We start from the raw sequence: 17136 nt of genomic DNA, 5'->3' as shown, positions 1-17136 counted from the left end.
CCGCGCCCATGCTAATTCTGCAGCTATGAAACAGCCAAAGCCCGTCGATACGCTGACCCTCGCACAGGCGCGCCGTGAACATGCGCGCCTTGAAGCCGAGATCAGCGCCCATGACAGGCGCTACTACACTGAGGATGCGCCGACCGTCTCGGACGCCGAATATGACGCTTTGCGCCTGCGCTATGGCGCGATTGAGGCCGTTTTTCCAGAGCTTTCGACGCCCGGTTCGCTCACCAAAAAAGTCGGCGCGGCGCCGTCCGAGAAATTCGCAAAGGTCCGCCACAAGGTGCCGATGCTCTCGCTCGGCAACGTCTTCAGCGACGAGGACGTAGCGGAATTCGCCGCGCGCGTGCGCCGGTTTCTCGGCCTTGCGCCCGAGGCAAAGCTCGCCATCACGGCGGAGCCCAAGATCGACGGGCTGTCCTGCTCGCTGCGCTTCGAGCATGGCGAACTGGTTCAGGCGGCGACCCGCGGCGACGGCTTTGAGGGCGAGGACGTCACCGCGAATGTGCGCACCATCGGTGAAATCCCGGCAAAGCTGCGCGGCGAGCCGCCCGGCGTTCTCGAGGTGCGCGGCGAAGTCTATATGACGCATGGGGATTTTGCCGCGATGAATGCGCGCCAGATCGAGGCGGGCAAGCCTGTTTTCGCCAATCCGCGCAATGCGGCGGCGGGCTCGCTGCGCCAGCTCGATCCTTCCGTCACTGCGGGGCGTCCGCTGCATTTTTTCGCCTACGCCTGGGGCGAGGCGAGCAGCCTGCCGGCCGAGACCCAAATGGGCATGGTCGCCGCTTTCAAATCTTTCGGCCTGCCGGTCAATCCCTTGATGACGCTCTGCCATTCGGCGCAGGAGCTGCTCGAGCAATACAACCGGATCGAGGCGATGCGCGCCTCTCTCGGCTATGACATCGACGGGGTCGTCTACAAGGTCGATTCGCTTGCGTTGCAGGAGAGGCTCGGCTTTGTCTCGCGTTCCCCGCGCTGGGCGATCGCGCATAAATTTCCCGCCGAACAGGCGACGACCGTTTTGCGTGACATCGAAATTCAAGTCGGCCGAACGGGCGCGCTGACCCCCGTCGCGCGCCTTGATCCGGTGACGGTCGGCGGCGTCGTCGTCTCCAATGCGACGCTCCACAATGAGGACGAGATCGCGCGCAAGGATATTCGCATCGGCGATACGGTAAGAATCCAGCGCGCCGGTGACGTCATCCCCCAGGTTCTGGGACCCGTGCTGGAAAAGCGCCCGCAGGGCGCCAAGCCCTATGTTTTTCCCGACCATTGTCCCGTCTGCGGGTCGGCGGCGATCCGCGAGATCGACGAAAAGACGGGCGTCGCCGATGTCGTGCGCCGCTGCACAGGCGGCCTTATCTGTTCGGCGCAGGCGGTGGAACGGCTCAAGCATTTCGCCTCCCGCAATGCGCTGGATATCGAAGGGCTCGGGGACAAGCAGATCGAGCAGTTTTATCATGATGGGCTGATCAAGACGCCCGCGGATATTTTCACGCTGGAGGCGCGCGACAAGGCCTCATTGAAGAAGCTGAAGGACCGTGAAGGCTATGGCGAGACCTCGACCCGCAATCTGTTCAGGGCGATCGAGGCGCGGCGCGAGCCGCCGCTCAACCGCTTCATCTATGCGCTCGGCATAAGACATGTCGGCGAGACCAATGCGCGCCGTCTCGCGCGTCATTTCGGCTCATTCGCGGCGCTGCGCGAGACCGGCCGCGCCGCCGCCGAGGGTTCGGAGGCGCGCGCGGAGATCAATAATATCGGAGGATTTGGCGAAATCGTCGCCGAGGCCATCGCCGATTTCTTCGCCGAGCCGCATAATGAGCAGGCGCTGGACGCGCTGCTCGAGCATGTGACGCCGCAGCCGATGGAGGCTATCGTCTCGGAAAGCCCGGTCGCCGGCAAGACGGTCGTTTTCACCGGCGCGCTCGAACACATGACGCGCGACGAGGCCAAGGCGCAGGCGGAGCGGTTAGGGGCCAAGGTCGCGGCCTCGGTGTCGAAAAAGACCGATCTTGTCGTCGCCGGTCCAGGCGCCGGATCAAAGCTCGCCAAGGCGGCGGAGTTTGGCGTCGAGACAATCAGCGAGGAAGACTGGCTGAAGCTGACGGGGCGGCGTTGAGGCTCGCGCGAGGATCGGCGCCCAGCGCCAATCGCGCCTTTACGAGTTTGCTCCCGCCGCCTTTTTGATCTCCGGCAGGAGCGTCGCCGCATAGCTCTCATCGCTAAGGGGGCCGACGAAGCGATAGGCGACGGTGCCGTCGCCCCTGATGATGAAGGTTTCCGGCACGCCATAGACGCCAAGGTCGATCGCGGCGCGGCCATTGGGATCGGCGCCGATCGTCGCGTAGGGGTCGCCGTCCGCCCCGAGAAGTTCGCGCACATTGGCGGGCGTATCCTTGTAGGCGAGGCCGACGAGGCGCACGCCGAGATCCTTCAGCTTCTGATCACCCGCGATCCCCATCAGCGTCGGATGCTCCTCGCGGCAGGGCACGCACCAGGACGCGAACACATTGACGATCGTTACATGGCCCTGGCGCAAATCCGCGTCCGAAAGGCCGTTCGCGCCCGGCAATCCTTCGACGCCGGCGAGCGTGAAAGCTGGAACCTCCCTGCCAATCAGGGCCGAGGGCAGGCGGGACGCATCGCCTGCGAACAGGCGCAACAGGAACAGCGCCGCGATCGCCCCGAAAAAGAGCAGCGGCAGAAAGACCAGGAGAGAGCGTCTCTTGGCCGGAACAGGGGCCGCCGGTTGCAGCTTTGGTTCTGTCGTCGTCATGTGAATATGCGCCAAGAAAGCATCGTTTTAAGGCTTCGTCCTATCGTCGCGTTCGCTACGCTGCGGAAAACGCGAAAGAGCCCGCTTCAGCGTGAAATAATCGCGAAGAATTGCGAGGATCATTCCCGCGATGACGACGAAGCCGACGCCATAGGCGGCGACGATGAAGCCAAAATGCGGATCGGCGGTCAAAGCGCAGTCCCCAGCGAGGCGGAAGAGGCGGCCATGCTGGTGCGCTCGGAGTCGGCTGTCTGGATGGACAGACGGCGCAGGCGGCGGCGAAGGATTTCATTGCGGATGGCGAGCAGATGAAGCGTCAGAAAAAGGAAAGTGAAGGCGAGCGCCATGACGATGAGCGGCCAGAGCATGGTGGGCGCGATCGCCGGGCCGCCGAGACGAAACACAGACGCCGGCTGATGCAGCGTATTCCACCAGTCGACGGAGAATTTGATGATCGGGATATTGACGGCGCCGACGAGGGTGAAAATCGCCGCTGCGCGGGCGGCCTTGCCCGGGTCCTCGATCGTCCGCCAGAGCGCGACCAGCGCCAGATAGATCAGAAAAAGGACAAGCACCGAGGTCAGGCGCGCATCCCACACCCACCAGGCGCCCCACATCGGCTTGCCCCACAAAGATCCCGTGACGAGGCAAAGGAAGGTGAAGGCGGCGCCAAGAGGCGCGGCGGCCTTTTGCGCCGCGTCGGCCAGCGGGTGACGCCAGATCAGCGTGCCGAGCGCCGCCGAGGTCATAACCATATAGATGAACATCGAAAGCCAGGCAGCGGGCACGTGCAGATACATGATCCGCACAGTCTCGCCCTGCTGGTAATCCGGCGGCGCGACGAACCAGGAGAGATAAAGGCCAAGGGCGAGCAGCACCGCCGTCGCCGTCGCCAGGAATGGCGTGGAGGCGCTGACCAGTTGGAGAAAGTTCGTCGGATTGGCGTAGTTTCGCATGCCCTTTGCCCGAATCTGCTTCGATCTGCGCCGAACGGTTCAGCTATCCTCGTAAGCCCCAAGCGGATCGCGCCAACTGTCTATGCCGGCGGTCGATCAAACGCAAATTGCCGGGACGGGCGGCGACGGATGCGCTGCTTGATCTCCGCGGCGTGCACAGCGCGCCGATAATGGACGCCAACAACAAGGCCATATCCGCTCATGGCAGGATTCTCTGATTAGCGTAAGGAACTTTCTTCGAGGGCGTTGTAAAGCTTAAATATACTTAAATATATGGTAGATTTGTCATTTTTGTGGATCCAGCACAAACGCGAGGGATAGACGCCGCATCAAAAACTGTTGAACATACCGTGTATTGCAACGTTTATGCTCGTATTTTTAGCCTGTAAAATATCTATTTTATTATAGAGAACTGACTTTCATGGAAGATTATTCGCAACGCGACTGAAATGTTTTCCCCGTCGTCACAAAAACTTGAGTGACGGAGAGAAGCCGCAACGGCTCGGGGGAATTTGTCGAGGCAAATCTGCTCTTCGAAGCGGAAGAATGAAGAATTGCCGAGCGTAGATCCCTCCCGTTCTCGCAAGCCAATGCGGCTCCAAAGAACAAAGGGGGCAGAGGTGAAAAATCGACTAGCGAAATCGACCGCATGCGCGCGCGCCGGCGCAGCCGCGGGCATGGCGTTACTTCTCGGTGTCGCGATCGCCAGCGCGGCTGATGATGACGGTTTCACCGGAGGCGGCGGAGGACCCAAGAAAGGGCCCCTGTTCCTTGGCAGCCAAGGCGTGATCTACGAAGGCGGCGTTTACGACAACCCCTCGAACCCGACCACAATGTCGGGACAGATGCATGTGTTCTATCAAATTCCTTCGGGTTACAGATGGGGGCAGCAAGGCCCTGGAGCCAAATATCCGATCATAATGATCCATGGCGGCGGCCAGACAGGCGCCAATTTCCTCGGAACGCCGGATGGGCGGCCAGGGTGGGCGCAGTTTTTCGCGGAGAATGGCTGGCCGGTGTTTGTGATCGACCAGCCTGGACGCGGCAAATCCGGCTATTTCCCGAATGCTTATGGTCCACAGGGGCCGAACCCTCTTCCCGCGACCATAAAATCGATGTTCACCGCGCCGGAGCTGACGGTTCCACTGCAGTGGCCGCAAGCCAGGTTCCATACGCAGTGGCCGGGCGGCTATGGCAGCGGCGTGCCCGGCGAATACGCCTTTGATCAGTTCTTCGCCTCTCAGGTCGCCAATATGCCGAACGGCGATCAGGCCCTCGACCTCACCACCAAGGCGGTGACGGCGCTGATCAAAGATATCGGCCCCGCGATCATCATTACCCACTCGATGACTGGCCCGGTGAGCTGGTTCATTCCGCAAGCCAGCCCGGGCAAGATCAAGGCCGTCATCGCGGTCGAACCAACAGGCAACTCGAGCCTAAACGGCGACACTGCGCCCGGAACCACATGCGGGCTCAGCAACGTCTGCCTGAAATTCAATCCGCCGGTCAGCACCGGCGCTGATCTGAACCTTGTCAAAGTTGCGCCGCCGAGCGCCAATAAGAAGAGCTGCTGGCTGCAGAGCGGCCCGGTCCATAAGCTGACAGGCCTGACCGGAATTCCGATCCTGATCGCGACGGGCCAAGCATCCTACCACGCGACCTACGACTATTGCACATCGAAGTTCCTCACCCAGGCGGGGGTCAAGAACGAGCATGTGCCTCTGGCGACGGTGGGCATCCTGGGCAACGGCCACATGGAAATGCTCGAGATGAACAACCTGACGATCGCCGCATTTTATCAGAGTTGGCTCACCGCCAACCTGAAATAAGCAACCGGCTGCGCGGCTGACCGTTTTGGTCGGCCGCGCTCTCATGAACGCTGACTAAATTCAGCCCGGATCGATCCGTCGGCTGTCCGCGCCGGGGAACGCGTCGCCATTCTGACGACCGAGGCTCCGGTCGTTGCACTGTAGGGCTAAAGCGGCGGAACGACCCGATAATAGAGGCCATTGGCGCCGTAATAGGGCTGGTACCAGGTCCCGCCGCAGACGTAATAATTGACGCCGTTGGCATATTGGTAGGGGCAGCCCGCTGGCACCGTCGCGACCATGCTGCCGATCGCAACGGCGGTCGCAGCCGCCGCGACGCCGACGGCCGCCGCGCCGCAGCCCCAGCAGCCGCCGCCGTAATAGCCGTTGACCACGGCGGGTCCGTGGAAGCCGCCGCCATAATAGCCGCCGGCGTGCCAGCCGTCGGCGTGCCAGGTGCTGCCATTCACGGCGCCGCCATGCCAGCCGCCGCCTGCGACGCCGCCCGCATGCCAGCCGCCTGCGGCGACGCCACCCGCGTGAAAGCCGCCACCGGCGACGCCGCCCGCGTGCCAGGCGCCGCCAGCGGCCCCGCCGGCGTGGAAGCCGCCGCCGCCGCCGAACCCGCCGCCGCGGAACGCGTCGGCTGTATTCGAAGCGCTGACCGCCAGCGCCAGAGTCAATAGAGCCGCGCCCGTGAGCAAACTGCGATTCATGGCTGAAACCTCAATATCGAGCGTCATTAAGAATGCGAGGGCGTTTCAAGCGTAGGCCGAAAAATGATCCGGCGAAATAACCGGCTCAGGGCTTTTTCTCGCCCGGGTCCTCGTCCGGCCGGGCAAACGGAATCTGCTTTGTCGCGGCTGTCCGTTTCGGCGCAAAGGCCTCGTTCGATACGTCGCCATCGAGCTTCCAATTGGAGAATTCGACCATGTGACGCGGCTTGTCGGCGTCCGTCCCGGTCGCCCAGATGAGGCGCGGCAGCTTGTCGTCCGCTCCGATCCAGATTTGCAGATGCACCTTCTCGTCTGAAATCGAGAGCACATTGGTGGTCACGCCACCGATCATCGCCGATTGGCCGATGACGAATGCGCGCGTCAGGCCGCTCGTCAGAGCCTTGTATGGATCGGACACGAGAAAATCGACGAACGGGAAATAAATGCCGGCTTTTTGATAGATTTTCTCCAGCATGTCCTCGAGATTGCCGGGGACCTCCGCGATGGCGATGAGATCTTCTTTTGGCCTCAGCACGGCGACCGTCGAGCCGTCGAAATAGAACTCGGACGGAGGTCCATCGCCAGGCACGATCACGCGCAGCTTGTTCGGCCGCACGAGCAGCACCTCCGAACGGCTGTAATAGAACAGGGGCTGGCCGTCGCGCGCGGGAACGTCGAAAGCGCCAAGCGCGTGAAAGGCAATGCTTTTGGCGGCGGAAAGCTTTTCGCTCGTCGCTTTCAGGATTTCGAGCGCAGCCGGCTCGATGGCTGGATGCGCTTCATTATTGGCGGCCGGCGGCGTCGCAGTTTCCGCGAAGGCTGCGCCGGCAAGCCCGGAAAACATCAACGCCGCCGCGAGCGCCCCTATCCCAAATCGTTTCATGATCGCCTCTTGGAGCAAATGCCCGGATCTTCTGGCATTCATGAGCGCAATTTGTGAAGCTTTCGCAAAAAAGTAAATCACTGTCAGCAGTTTTGCACATTCATTCATCCACAGCCGTCGCCGCGCATCCAGGACCGTCGCCGCAGCGGCTAGGGGATCGCGGCGCCGCTATCGACGGCCGCCGAACCCGCCTCCACGGCCCCCGGGCCCTTCGCCGCCGCCGCGATCGCCGAAGCCGCCACCGCCACGATCGCCGAATCCGCCTCCTTCGGCATGTCTTTCGCCCGCCGCGGCGCCGCCTGCCTCGCCGCCGCCGGCAGCCGCGCCCTCAGCATGCCATCCTCCGCCCGCCGCCGCGGCGCCGGAAGTCCATCCCTCGCCCCCCGCGCCCGAGCGCCAACCGCCGCCTCGGGCGGCTTCGCCCGCTACATAGCCCGCGCCGCCGCCATAGGCCGCGCCGCCGCCGCCATAATATGCGCCTCCGCCGTCGCCGCCGCCCAAGACTGCGTCCGCGCCGATAATGCTCGCCGCCGTATCAGCGCCTGCCTGCCAGGCGCCGCCATGCCATGCGCCGCCGGCCGCGCCGGCGTGATAACCGCCGCCTTCAGCCGCCGCGGCCCCGCCATGCCAGACGCCGCCACCGGCGGCGCCCTCGGCGCCCGCATGGAAGCCGCCGCCCTCGGCGCCAGCCGCGCCGGCATGGAACTCGCTGCCTTCTGCGCCGGCGCCTCCAGCGCGGAAGCCGCCGCCCTCGGCGCCGCCTCCGAACCCTCCCGCCCCTGCGCGCCCGAAGCCTCCGGCCCCGGCGCCTCCAACTCCGCCTCCTCCCCTATCGCCGCCGCCGCCGCGGACGCCGCCCTCGAAGGCGTTGGCGGGTTTCGGCGCGCCAATGGCAAGCGCCAGGGTCAATATGGCTGCGCCCGTGAGCAAACTACGGTTCATGGCTGAAACCCTCAAAACAGAGCAATCTGGAGCAAGTGCCCTCGATTGATGCGCTGAACGGATGAAGGCTCATGAAAATCAAAGCTTAGAATTGTAAATCATAGGCTGATTGTGTTGCCTTGCCGCCCGGCTATTCGCTCATCTGGCGCAAGGCCGCCGCCGCTGCGATCGGCGCGCCGACGAGCGCCAGAAGGCTGAGCGCGCAGAGAATCAAAAACGGCGGCGCGAAGGGTGATGCGTTGGCGCCGGCTCCTGCCGCGGCGACGCCGAAGATCAGCGCCGGGACGCAGAGCGGAAGGATCAGCACCGGCAAAAGCAGGCCGCCCCGGCGCAGGCTGACGGTAAGAGCCGCGCCGATCGCGCCGATCAAGGTCAAGGCGGGCGTCCCGACGAGGAGGGACAGAGTGACGCTCCATAATTGGTTTACCGGAAGCGCCAGCATCAGACCGAAGAAAGGAGCCGCGATGACGAGCGGCAGTCCGGTCAGGAGCCAATGCGCGAGACATTTCGTCAGCACGATCAACTCGAGCGAGGCCCGGCTCGTCAAAAGCAGATCGAGCGAACCGTCCTCATGATCGGCCTGAAACAGCCGGTCCAACCCCAAAAGCGTCGCAAGCAATGCGGAAATCCACAGCATCGCCGGGGCGATGCGTCCGAGAAGGGCGAGGTCGGGGCCGACCGCGAAGGGCGTCAAGGTGACGAGGATGAGAAAGAACACAACGCCGAGGCTGGCGCCGCCGCCGATGCGCTGGCCGATCCGCAATTCGCGCAAAAAGAGCGCGTGAAGAGGAGATCTCGCGGCCTCTTTGCTCGGCGTCTTTTCGGTGTTCAAGCGGCGGCTCCGAGCTGAAGTTCGCGCGCTGCGAGATGCAGTTTCGCATGTGTCGCGGCGATGATGAGGCCGCCGTCCGACACATGCGCGGCCATGATCGCCGTCATCAAGGATTGCGAGGCGGCGTCGAGCGCGGTGGTTGGTTCGTCGAGAAGCCAGATCGGCCGCCGCGCCACAAGGAGTTTCGCCAGCGCCGCGCGCCGTTTCTGGCCCGCCGAAAGATAGGTCGAGGGCAGATGCGCGACATGGCCGAGGCCGAATTCGGCGAGCGCGGCGGAGGGCGCAATTCCGCCGCGCCCGCAATCGAGCAAGGCGGCGTGAAATTCGAGATTCTCGACAACGGTAAGCGCGCCTTTGAGAGCGTCGGCGTGCCCAATGTAATGCGTCTGTTCGCTAATACTTTCGTCGCATGCGCCGTCAAGCGAGAGTTCGCCCTGAGCCAGCGGAAGCAGGCCCGCGAGCGCGCGCAAAAGGGTTGATTTTCCAGCGCCGTTGCGCCCGGTGACGACGAGGCTTTCGCCATCCTGAAGCGCGAAAGAAAGATCGGAAAAAATGACGCGTCCGCCGCGTTCGACGGAGAGGCGTGAGGCTGAGAGCCGCATGAGAAAAGCGCACCGATGCCGCATAAAAAGCTTGGGCTAACTGTCTAGCATCCGTATAGCTGTCGGCGTAGAAATTATTTATAAGCCGGGTACCTTCCTTTCCCGACGTGCGGAGATAATGCTCATGGCCTCGCTCGACAGTTTCAAAAGCCGCAAGAAACTCACCGTCGGACGCAAAACCTATCACTATTATTCACTGAAAGCGGCTGAGAAAAACGGCCTTGCCGGCATCTCGCAATTGCCTTTCTCGATGAAGGTTCTCCTCGAGAATCTGCTGCGTTTCGAGGACGGCCGTTCGGTCACCAAAGAAGATATCGAATCGGTCGCCGCCTGGCTCGTCAATAGGGGCAAGACCGAGCGCGAAATCGCGTTTCGCCCGACCCGCGTTTTGATGCAGGATTTCACCGGCGTTCCGGCCGTCGTCGATCTCGCCGCGATGCGCGACGCGATGACGAAGCTCGGCGGCGATCCGCAAAAGATCAATCCGCTGGTGCCGGTTGATCTTGTCATCGACCATTCCGTCATCGTCGACGCCGCCGGCAGTAACAAGGCCTTCAAGATCAATGTGGATCTCGAATATGGCCGCAACGGCGAGCGCTACCGCTTTTTGAAATGGGGCCAGGGCTCGTTCGACAATTTCCGCGTCGTGCCGCCGGGCACCGGCATCTGCCACCAGGTCAATCTCGAATACCTCGCCCAGACCGTCTGGACGAAAAAAGAAAAATATAAGCCGGCGCGCGGCAAGGCCGAGACGGTCGAGGTTGCTTATCCGGATTCGCTCGTCGGCACTGATTCCCACACCACGATGGTCAACGGGCTGTCCGTGCTCGGCTGGGGCGTCGGCGGCATCGAGGCGGAGGCCTGCATGCTTGGCCAGCCGCTGTCCATGCTGCTGCCGGAGGTCATCGGCTTCAGGATCGTCGGCGAACTCGGCGCCGGCGTCACCGCGACCGACCTCGTCCTGACCGTGACGCAGATGCTGCGCCAGAAGGGCGTCGTCGGAAAATTCGTGGAGTTTTTTGGCTCGGGACTCGCGCATCTTTCGCTCGCCGATCGGGCCACGATCGCCAATATGGCGCCCGAATATGGCGCGACCTGCGGCTTCTTCCCGGTCGACGCGGAAACGCTCAACTATCTCACCACCTCGGCGCGGACGCCGGCGCGGGTTGCGCTCGTTGAAGCCTATGCGCGGGCGCAGGGCCTCTATCGCACACGCACGGCCGCCGATCCGGTCTTCACCGAGACGCTCGACCTCGATCTTTCGACAGTCACTCCGTCAATGGCCGGCCCCAAGCGCCCGGAGGGGCGGATCGCGCTTGGCGCCGTCGGTAGCGGCTTCAAGACCGCGCTGGAAACGGAATATCGCAAGACCGCAGACGCCGACAAACGCTACAAGGTCGAAGGCAAGGATTTCACCCTCGGCCACGGCGACGTCGTCATCGCCGCGATCACATCCTGCACCAACACCTCGAACCCGAGCGTCCTGATCGGCGCCGGACTTCTCGCCCGCAACGCGGTCGAAAAGGGCATTGGCGTGAAGCCTTGGGTCAAGGCCTCGCTGGCGCCGGGGAGCCAGGTCGTCGCCGAATATCTGTCGGCTTCCGGCCTGCAGAAATCGCTGGACAAGCTCGGCTTCAATCTCGTTGGTTTCGGCTGCACGACCTGCATCGGCAATTCGGGACCGCTCGCGCCGGAAATCTCGAAATCCATCAATGAGAACGGCATCGTGGCGTCGGCCGTGCTCTCGGGAAACCGCAATTTCGAAGGCCGCATCAGCCCCGATGTCCAGGCGAACTATCTCGCCTCGCCGCCGCTCGTCGTCGCTCATGCGCTCGCCGGCACAGTGACCAAAGATCTCGATACCGAGCCGCTTGGCCACGACAAGAAGGGCAATCCGGTTTTCCTCGCGGACATCTGGCCCTCCGATGAAGAGATTGCGGAGTACATCGACGCATTCGTGACGCGAAAAGTGTTCAAGGAGCGTTACGCCGATGTGTTCAACGGCGACGTCAACTGGCGCAAGGTGAAGGCGCCGGAAGGCGAAACCTACAAATGGGACATGGGTTCGACCTATGTGCAGAATCCGCCCTATTTCGAGGGCCTGAAGATCGAACCGGAGCCGGTCAAGGAGATCGAGAGCGCGCGCATTCTGGCCTTGTTCGGCGACAAGATCACCACCGACCATATTTCGCCGGCGGGTTCGATCAAGGCCGCTTCTCCGGCTGGATCCTATCTCCTCGAGCGCCAGGTCTCGGCGGAGAACTTCAACCAGTATGGCACGCGGCGCGGCAATCATGAGATCATGATGCGCGGCACCTTCGCCAACATCCGCATCAAGAATTTCATCCGCCAGACCGCCGACGGGACGGCGCCCGAAGGCGGCTACACCAAGCACTGGCCGGACGGCGGGGAAATGTCGATCTTCGAGGCCGCCATGAAGTATCAGGCGGAAGGCGTGCCGCTCGTCATCTTCGCCGGCGCCGAATACGGCAACGGCTCATCGCGCGACTGGGCGGCGAAAGGCACCAAACTGCTCGGCGTCCGCGCCGTCATCGCTGAGTCCTTCGAGCGCATCCATCGCTCGAATCTCGTCGGCATGGGCGTTCTACCGCTGACGTTTGAGCCCGGCACGTCATGGAAAAGCCTGCAGCTCAAGGGTGATGAGGAAGTCACCATCCACGGCCTCGGCGAGTCGCTGCAGCCGCGCCAGAAAATGGAGGCGGAGATCAAATACGCCAACGGTCAAGTCAAAAAGGTGCCGCTGCTATCTCGCATCGCGACGCTGGACGAACTCGACTACTTCAAGAATGGCGGCATTCTCTCCTACGTCCTGCGCCAGCTCGCGGCCGCGTAAAGCATGGCCCCGAAAAGTTGCAGACTTTTCGGATGAGGCCATGCGTTGAAGGAGACCATGGCCCCGAAAAGTTGCAGACTTTTCGGATGAGGCCATGCGTTGAAGGAGACCATGGCCCCGAAAAGTTGCAGACTTTTCGGATGAGGCCATGCGTTGAAGGAGACCACGGCCCCGAAAAGTTGCAGACTTTTCGGATGAGGCCATGCGTTGAAGGAGACCATGGCGCCGAAAAGTTGCAGACTTTTCGGATGAGGCCATGGGGAAATAAGTGGCGTGATCTTGGAAAGGCGGCGTCCTTTTCCGAGAAGATTAGCGTCGAAACGAGGGGACAGAGCGCATAAACGATCCTTGAAAAATCGCGCTCCAGGAGCATGATGCCGAAAGGTCTGAGACCTTTGGGAGCCACATCATGCGTCGAAACAAAGGCTTTTGATGAGCAGGATGCGTTTTCGTGAACGCGTTCTACGGCAAAGCCCGATGCACCGGACATTGAAACATGACAACATATAAGCTTCTCGTCCTGCCTGGCGACGGCATCGGCCCCGAAGTCATGGCCGAGGTGGAGAAAATCGCGGCCTTTCTGACCTATGAGGGGTTCGTCAAGTTTGAAGTGGAGAAGGGGCTCGTCGGCGGCAGCGCTTACGACGTTCATCGCTGCGCCATCAGCGAAGACGACATGGAGCGCGCGCAAGCGGCGGACGCAGTCTTGCTCGCCGCTGTCGGCGGTCCGAAATGGGATAATGTTCCCTATGAGCTGCGTCCGGAGGCGGGGCTGCTACGCCTGCGCAAGGACATGCAGCTTTTCGCAAATTTGCGCCCGGCGATCTGTTATCCGGCTCTCGCTGATGCTTCCTCGCTCAAGCGCGAGGTGGTCGACGGCCTTGATCTGATGATCGTCCGCGAACTGACCGGGGGTGTCTATTTCGGCGAGCCGAAACAGATCATTGATCTCGGCAACGGCCAGAAGCGCGCCATCGATACGCAGGTCTATGACACCTATGAGATCGAGCGCATCGGCCGCATCGCCTTCGAGCTTGCGCGCAAGCGCCGCAACAAGGTGACTTCGTCGGAGAAGCGCAATGTGATGAAATCGGGGGTGCTCTGGCACGAGGTCATCTCGGCTCTGCATGTGCGCGAATTTCCCGATGTTCAGCTCGAGCATCAGCTCGCGGACGCCCTCGGCATGCAGCTCGTGCGCCGACCCAAGCAATTCGATGTCATCGTCACGGATAATCTGTTCGGCGACATGCTTTCGGACGTCGCCTCCATGCTGACCGGTTCGCTCGGCATGTTGCCTTCGGCTTCGCTTGGCGAGAGAAACGCGACGACCGGCGCGCGCAAGGCGCTCTACGAGCCTGTGCATGGCTCGGCGCCCGATATCGCGGGGAAAGGCATCGCCAATCCGATCGCGATGATCAGTTCGCTCGGGATGGCGCTGCGCTATTCCTTCAATATGGACGACCTCGCCGACCGACTCGACCGGTCGATCGCGAGGGTCCTGGAGAAGGGACTTCGCACAGCCGACATTGCGGGCGGAGCGACGAAAACCATATCAACGAGCGAAATGGGCGACGCCATCCTGGAGGAGCTGAAAATCGCGGTGCATTAGAGCAGAATGCGGTCCGGGAAGTCCGCAACCTTTCGCCATCATGCACCAGCCGGGATTCTCCGCTGCAAGAGCGGGACGCCGCCAAAAACAAAAGCGACCGGACACCGCCGGTCGCTTTTTTAATTCCGCCTGGCCGCCTGGTCCGCCGCGCGGGCGTGCTCGCCTCCGCAATGCTCCGCGCAAATTCACGGATGCGATGTCGCTAGAGGCAAATGCATTTGTTTCAACGCATGATGCCGGCCCGAAAGGTCAGCAACTTTTCAGCGTCATGCTCTAGAGCATATTACGATCAGATCGGTTCGATCTGATCGACGAGAATATGCTCAAGCTTTTGACTCTGGAGCGATTTCTGATCGATCGAATGACCCCATTCGATCGGAAAGCGCTCTAGTCGACCCGCGGCGTTTCGAATTGAAGCACCGGTGAGGGACGCCCGGGAACTTCAAGCGGCCACGGCAACTCCTCATTGCCGAATTTCGACCGTTGCGCCACCTGATCTGGCGTCCGGTTGAAAGTGGTGTTGGCTGTTACATAGCTCGACATGCTGCCGACCGGAACGACGGGTCCCGGATCGAGAAAGCTGCGCTTGTTGACAGTGAGGGGCGGACGCTCGCCCGAATAGGCGACCGCGACGGGCGGGGCGCGATGCGTGCGCGCCTTGGTCTGCGCGGAAGCCGGGATAATTACCGACGCGAGAGCCGCAGCTGCGAGAACGATCGAAGCATTATGGCGATGGGCGACAAAAGACATGTCAAAATCCTCTAAAGCTACGCTTATAACGCATCACTTGCGCTTTCGTTCAAGTAAAAGAAGGAAAAATTCGGGTTATGGCGCCGCGGGCCGTAACCGCCGAGATTCATTGTTTAAAAGCGCATTGTTTGAAATGGCTTCCCTGCAGGCCGTGGCGTCTCTCAGATCCCGGGCGGCGAAAAAGGCGGCAAGGTCCGTGTCGGCGACGCTTGGCAGGAGGTCAATTTTGTCGATGAGGCAGGCGAGCGCTTCCTTTGTCAGCGCCGGCCCAGCGTCGCCCTTTGTGGCGGCGCAGGCAAAGCCGGAGATGCGAAGGTCTGCCGGTGTTGTAGGCGCGAGAGGCGCAGGCGACGTTTCCGCTTCGAGGCTGCGAAAGCCAAGGCAGGTCGCGTCCGGCGCGCCAGCGCGGGTCATATTGAGATCGGCGGCCTCGAACATGCCCAGTCTGGTCGGCAGCGCCGTCGGCTGCGCGGCGAAGGTGATCGCGCGTCCCGTTTCGGCGGCGCGGCGGGCGAGGTCGACGAAAAATGCGGCGGCTGGCGCGCCTTCGGTTCCGACGCGATAGACGATCAGGCGCAAGAACGGACCAGATCCGCCGACGTCGCCAAAGACCATAATATCCTGGCGCCCGCGGCCGGTCCGATGCAGCTGGACCTCATAGGTCTTGAGGTCAAGCGCGAACTCCGGGGAGGCGAGGCCGAACAAGGGCTGAGCATTGGCGACGGTGGTCCAGACCGGCAAAGGCGCCAGGGGGCCGGCGCGGGATTCGGGGGAGGGGGCGTCGTTCGGGGGGCGCCAAAGCGCCAGCGCGCCGCCAAAGATGATGGAGCCCAGAGCCGCGCCGATGAGGCGCCGCCGCAAACGCCTGGAGCGTTTGGCGCGCGACAGCGGCAGGCGGCGCGGCTCGAAATGGAACGCCTCACGGATCTCGTTCGCCGGTCCCTGGTCTTCGAACGCAAAGCGCCGCATTTCAGCCTTTCCTCACGCCGCGTCGAGCGGCCCGGAGGCGACTATGCGTTTCGAACATTGCGCCAAACGTTACCGGCGCCCCGCTGTTTGCTATTAGGCTCAACGGAGCCTTTACGGGGCCTCTCTCTGTTAACGCCTTCTTGAGCGTAGCCGCTGCGAGGCCTTGCGCGCCTCGCATTGCAGCTTGGGCGCGCATCGCTTATGTACAGGGCTGATAATGATCGCGAATGGAGTGAGCAGGTCCGCCAGCCCAAGTATCGGGCGCGGGCCGCGCTGCGTTGCCGGGGCGCATGCTCCCGAACTGGAGAATAAGATGGGTTTCAAGGTCGCAGTCGTCGGCGCGACGGGCAATGTCGGGCGCGAAATGCTCGACATTCTTGCAGAGCGCCGTTTTCCGGTCGATGAGGTGGTCGCGCTCGCCTCCTCGCGCTCGATCGGAACGGAGGTTTCCTTCGGCGACAAGACCCTGAAATGCAAGGCGCTCGACAATTACGACTTCAGCGGCGTCGATATCTGCCTGATGTCGGCTGGCGGAACGGTCTCGAAGGAATGGTCGCCGCGCATCGGCGCGCAGGGCTGCGTCGTCATCGATAATTCCTCCGCCTGGCGCTATGACAGCGACGTGCCGCTGATCGTTCCGGAGGTCAATGCCGATGCGATCTCCGGGTTCTCGAAGCGCAACATCATCGCCAACCCGAATTGCTCGACGGCGCAACTCGTCGTCGCGCTGAAGCCTTTGCACGACAAGGCCAAGATCCTGCGCGTCGTGGTTTCGACCTATCAATCGGTGTCGGGCGCCGGCAAAGAGGCGATGGACGAGCTTTTTGCGCAGACCCGCGCGATTTTCGTTTCCGATCCGGTCGAGTCGAAAAAGTTTCCGAAGCGCATGGCGTTCAACGTCATTCCCCATATCGACGTCTTCATGGAGGACGGCTCGACGAAGGAGGAATGGAAGATGATGGTCGAGGTGAAGAAAATCCTCGATCCCAAGATCAAGCTCTCGGCCACTTGCGTCCGCGTGCCTGTCTTTATCGGCCATTCGGAGGCGGTGAATATCGAGTTCGAGAATCCGATCAGCGCCGACGAGGCGCGCGATATTTTGCGCGAGGCGCCGGGCTGTCTCGTGATCGACAAGCGAGAAGCCGGCGGCTACATCACGCCGCATGAGGCGGCGGGCGAGGACGCGACCTATATTTCGCGCATCCGTGAGGACCCGACGGTCGAGAACGGCCTGATCCTTTGGGTCGTCGCCGACAATCTCCGCAAGGGCGCGGCGCTCAACGCCGTGCAGATCGCGGAAACGCTGATCAACCGGAAGCTGATCGCGCCGAAGCAAAAGGCGGCGTGAAGCCGCCGCTGCTCGAAGGCAGTTGTGCGTCCGGCGGCCACGCATGGCTTTGAGCGGCAATCGCGGCGAGAATGCCATCGGC

General features: G+C 62.3%; 15 protein-coding genes. 5 read left to right on the top strand and 10 right to left on the bottom strand.

Features of this window, described 5'->3' with window-relative positions:
* The first annotated feature begins 25 nt into the window (after window positions 1–25).
* The gene (gene ligA / locus MPC4_RS02560) at window positions 26–2128 is read left to right on the top strand and encodes an NAD-dependent DNA ligase LigA (protein WP_174511134.1); all 2103 of its coding nucleotides are present in this window, start codon (window positions 26–28) and stop codon (window positions 2126–2128) included.
* A 39-nt stretch (window positions 2129–2167) separates the two neighbouring features.
* On the opposite strand, the gene MPC4_RS02555 is transcribed toward ligA, so the two are convergent.
* From MPC4_RS02555 to MPC4_RS02545, 3 genes are read right to left on the bottom strand one after another with little or no spacing between them, the layout of a single operon-like run.
* Window positions 2168–2785, bottom strand: coding sequence for a DsbE family thiol:disulfide interchange protein (locus MPC4_RS02555; RefSeq protein WP_174511193.1), 618 nt, complete (start codon window positions 2783–2785; stop codon window positions 2168–2170).
* Window positions 2786–2812: 27 nt separating this feature from the next.
* Window positions 2813–2977: a heme exporter protein CcmD gene (ccmD, locus tag MPC4_RS02550; protein WP_174511133.1), complete on the bottom strand. Its 165-nt coding sequence runs from the start codon at window positions 2975–2977 to the stop codon at window positions 2813–2815.
* Window positions 2974–3741, bottom strand: coding sequence for a heme ABC transporter permease (locus tag MPC4_RS02545; protein WP_174511132.1), 768 nt, complete (start codon window positions 3739–3741; stop codon window positions 2974–2976). Before MPC4_RS02545 ends, ccmD begins: the two co-directional genes overlap by 4 nt.
* 677 nt (window positions 3742–4418) lie before the next feature.
* Between MPC4_RS02545 and MPC4_RS02540 the strand changes: the two genes are divergently transcribed.
* Window positions 4419–5570, top strand: a complete 1152-nt coding sequence (locus MPC4_RS02540) for an alpha/beta hydrolase (protein ID WP_174511131.1) — start codon at window positions 4419–4421, stop codon at window positions 5568–5570.
* Window positions 5571–5716: 146 nt separating this feature from the next.
* Here MPC4_RS02540 and MPC4_RS02535 read toward each other — a convergent pair whose 3' ends face one another.
* The 5 genes from MPC4_RS02535 to ccmA form a co-directional block, all read right to left on the bottom strand.
* A complete protein-coding gene (locus tag MPC4_RS02535) occupies window positions 5717–6265 on the bottom strand; it encodes a hypothetical protein (protein ID WP_174511130.1) in 549 nt (182 codons plus the stop codon).
* Window positions 6266–6350: 85 nt separating this feature from the next.
* Complete coding sequence (locus MPC4_RS02530) at window positions 6351–7148, bottom strand: DUF2092 domain-containing protein (protein WP_174511129.1); 798 nt, start codon at window positions 7146–7148, stop codon at window positions 6351–6353.
* A gap of 168 nt (window positions 7149–7316) precedes the next feature.
* Window positions 7317–8090: a hypothetical protein gene (locus MPC4_RS02525; protein WP_174511128.1), complete on the bottom strand. Its 774-nt coding sequence runs from the start codon at window positions 8088–8090 to the stop codon at window positions 7317–7319.
* Window positions 8091–8220: 130 nt separating this feature from the next.
* Window positions 8221–8922: a heme exporter protein CcmB gene (gene ccmB, locus MPC4_RS02520; RefSeq protein ID WP_174511127.1), complete on the bottom strand. Its 702-nt coding sequence runs from the start codon at window positions 8920–8922 to the stop codon at window positions 8221–8223.
* Window positions 8919–9524, bottom strand: a complete 606-nt coding sequence (gene ccmA, locus MPC4_RS02515; RefSeq protein ID WP_174511126.1) for a heme ABC exporter ATP-binding protein CcmA — start codon at window positions 9522–9524, stop codon at window positions 8919–8921. The genes ccmB and ccmA overlap by 4 nt, the downstream gene beginning before the upstream one ends.
* Before the next feature lie 124 nt (window positions 9525–9648).
* On the opposite strand from ccmA, the gene acnA reads away from it, so the two are divergent.
* Entirely contained in the window at window positions 9649–12378 is a 2730-nt protein-coding gene (gene acnA / locus MPC4_RS02510) for an aconitate hydratase AcnA (RefSeq protein ID WP_280514708.1), read from the top strand.
* Between the two features lie 496 nt (window positions 12379–12874).
* Window positions 12875–13987, top strand: coding sequence for a 3-isopropylmalate dehydrogenase (gene leuB / locus MPC4_RS02505; RefSeq protein WP_134488750.1), 1113 nt, complete (start codon window positions 12875–12877; stop codon window positions 13985–13987).
* 387 nt (window positions 13988–14374) lie between these two features.
* Here the strand turns inward: leuB and MPC4_RS02500 are convergent, their stop codons facing one another.
* Window positions 14375–14737, bottom strand: a complete 363-nt coding sequence (locus MPC4_RS02500; protein WP_174511124.1) for a hypothetical protein — start codon at window positions 14735–14737, stop codon at window positions 14375–14377.
* 75 nt (window positions 14738–14812) lie between these two features.
* The gene (locus MPC4_RS02495) at window positions 14813–15706 is read right to left on the bottom strand and encodes a hypothetical protein (protein WP_174511123.1); all 894 of its coding nucleotides are present in this window, start codon (window positions 15704–15706) and stop codon (window positions 14813–14815) included.
* A gap of 313 nt (window positions 15707–16019) precedes the next feature.
* On the opposite strand from MPC4_RS02495, the gene MPC4_RS02490 reads away from it, so the two are divergent.
* On the top strand, window positions 16020–17054 hold the full coding sequence (locus tag MPC4_RS02490) for an aspartate-semialdehyde dehydrogenase (protein WP_174511122.1): 1035 nt from the start codon (window positions 16020–16022) through the stop codon (window positions 17052–17054).
* Window positions 17055–17136 lie beyond the last annotated feature (82 nt).

It is taken from the genome of Methylocella tundrae (genome assembly GCF_901905185.1).
In the GTDB taxonomy this organism is placed as follows: Bacteria; Pseudomonadota; Alphaproteobacteria; order Rhizobiales; family Beijerinckiaceae; genus Methylocapsa; species Methylocapsa tundrae.
The sequence above is the reverse complement of the archived record's forward strand: the minus strand, read 5'-3'. Positions and strand labels throughout refer to the sequence as shown.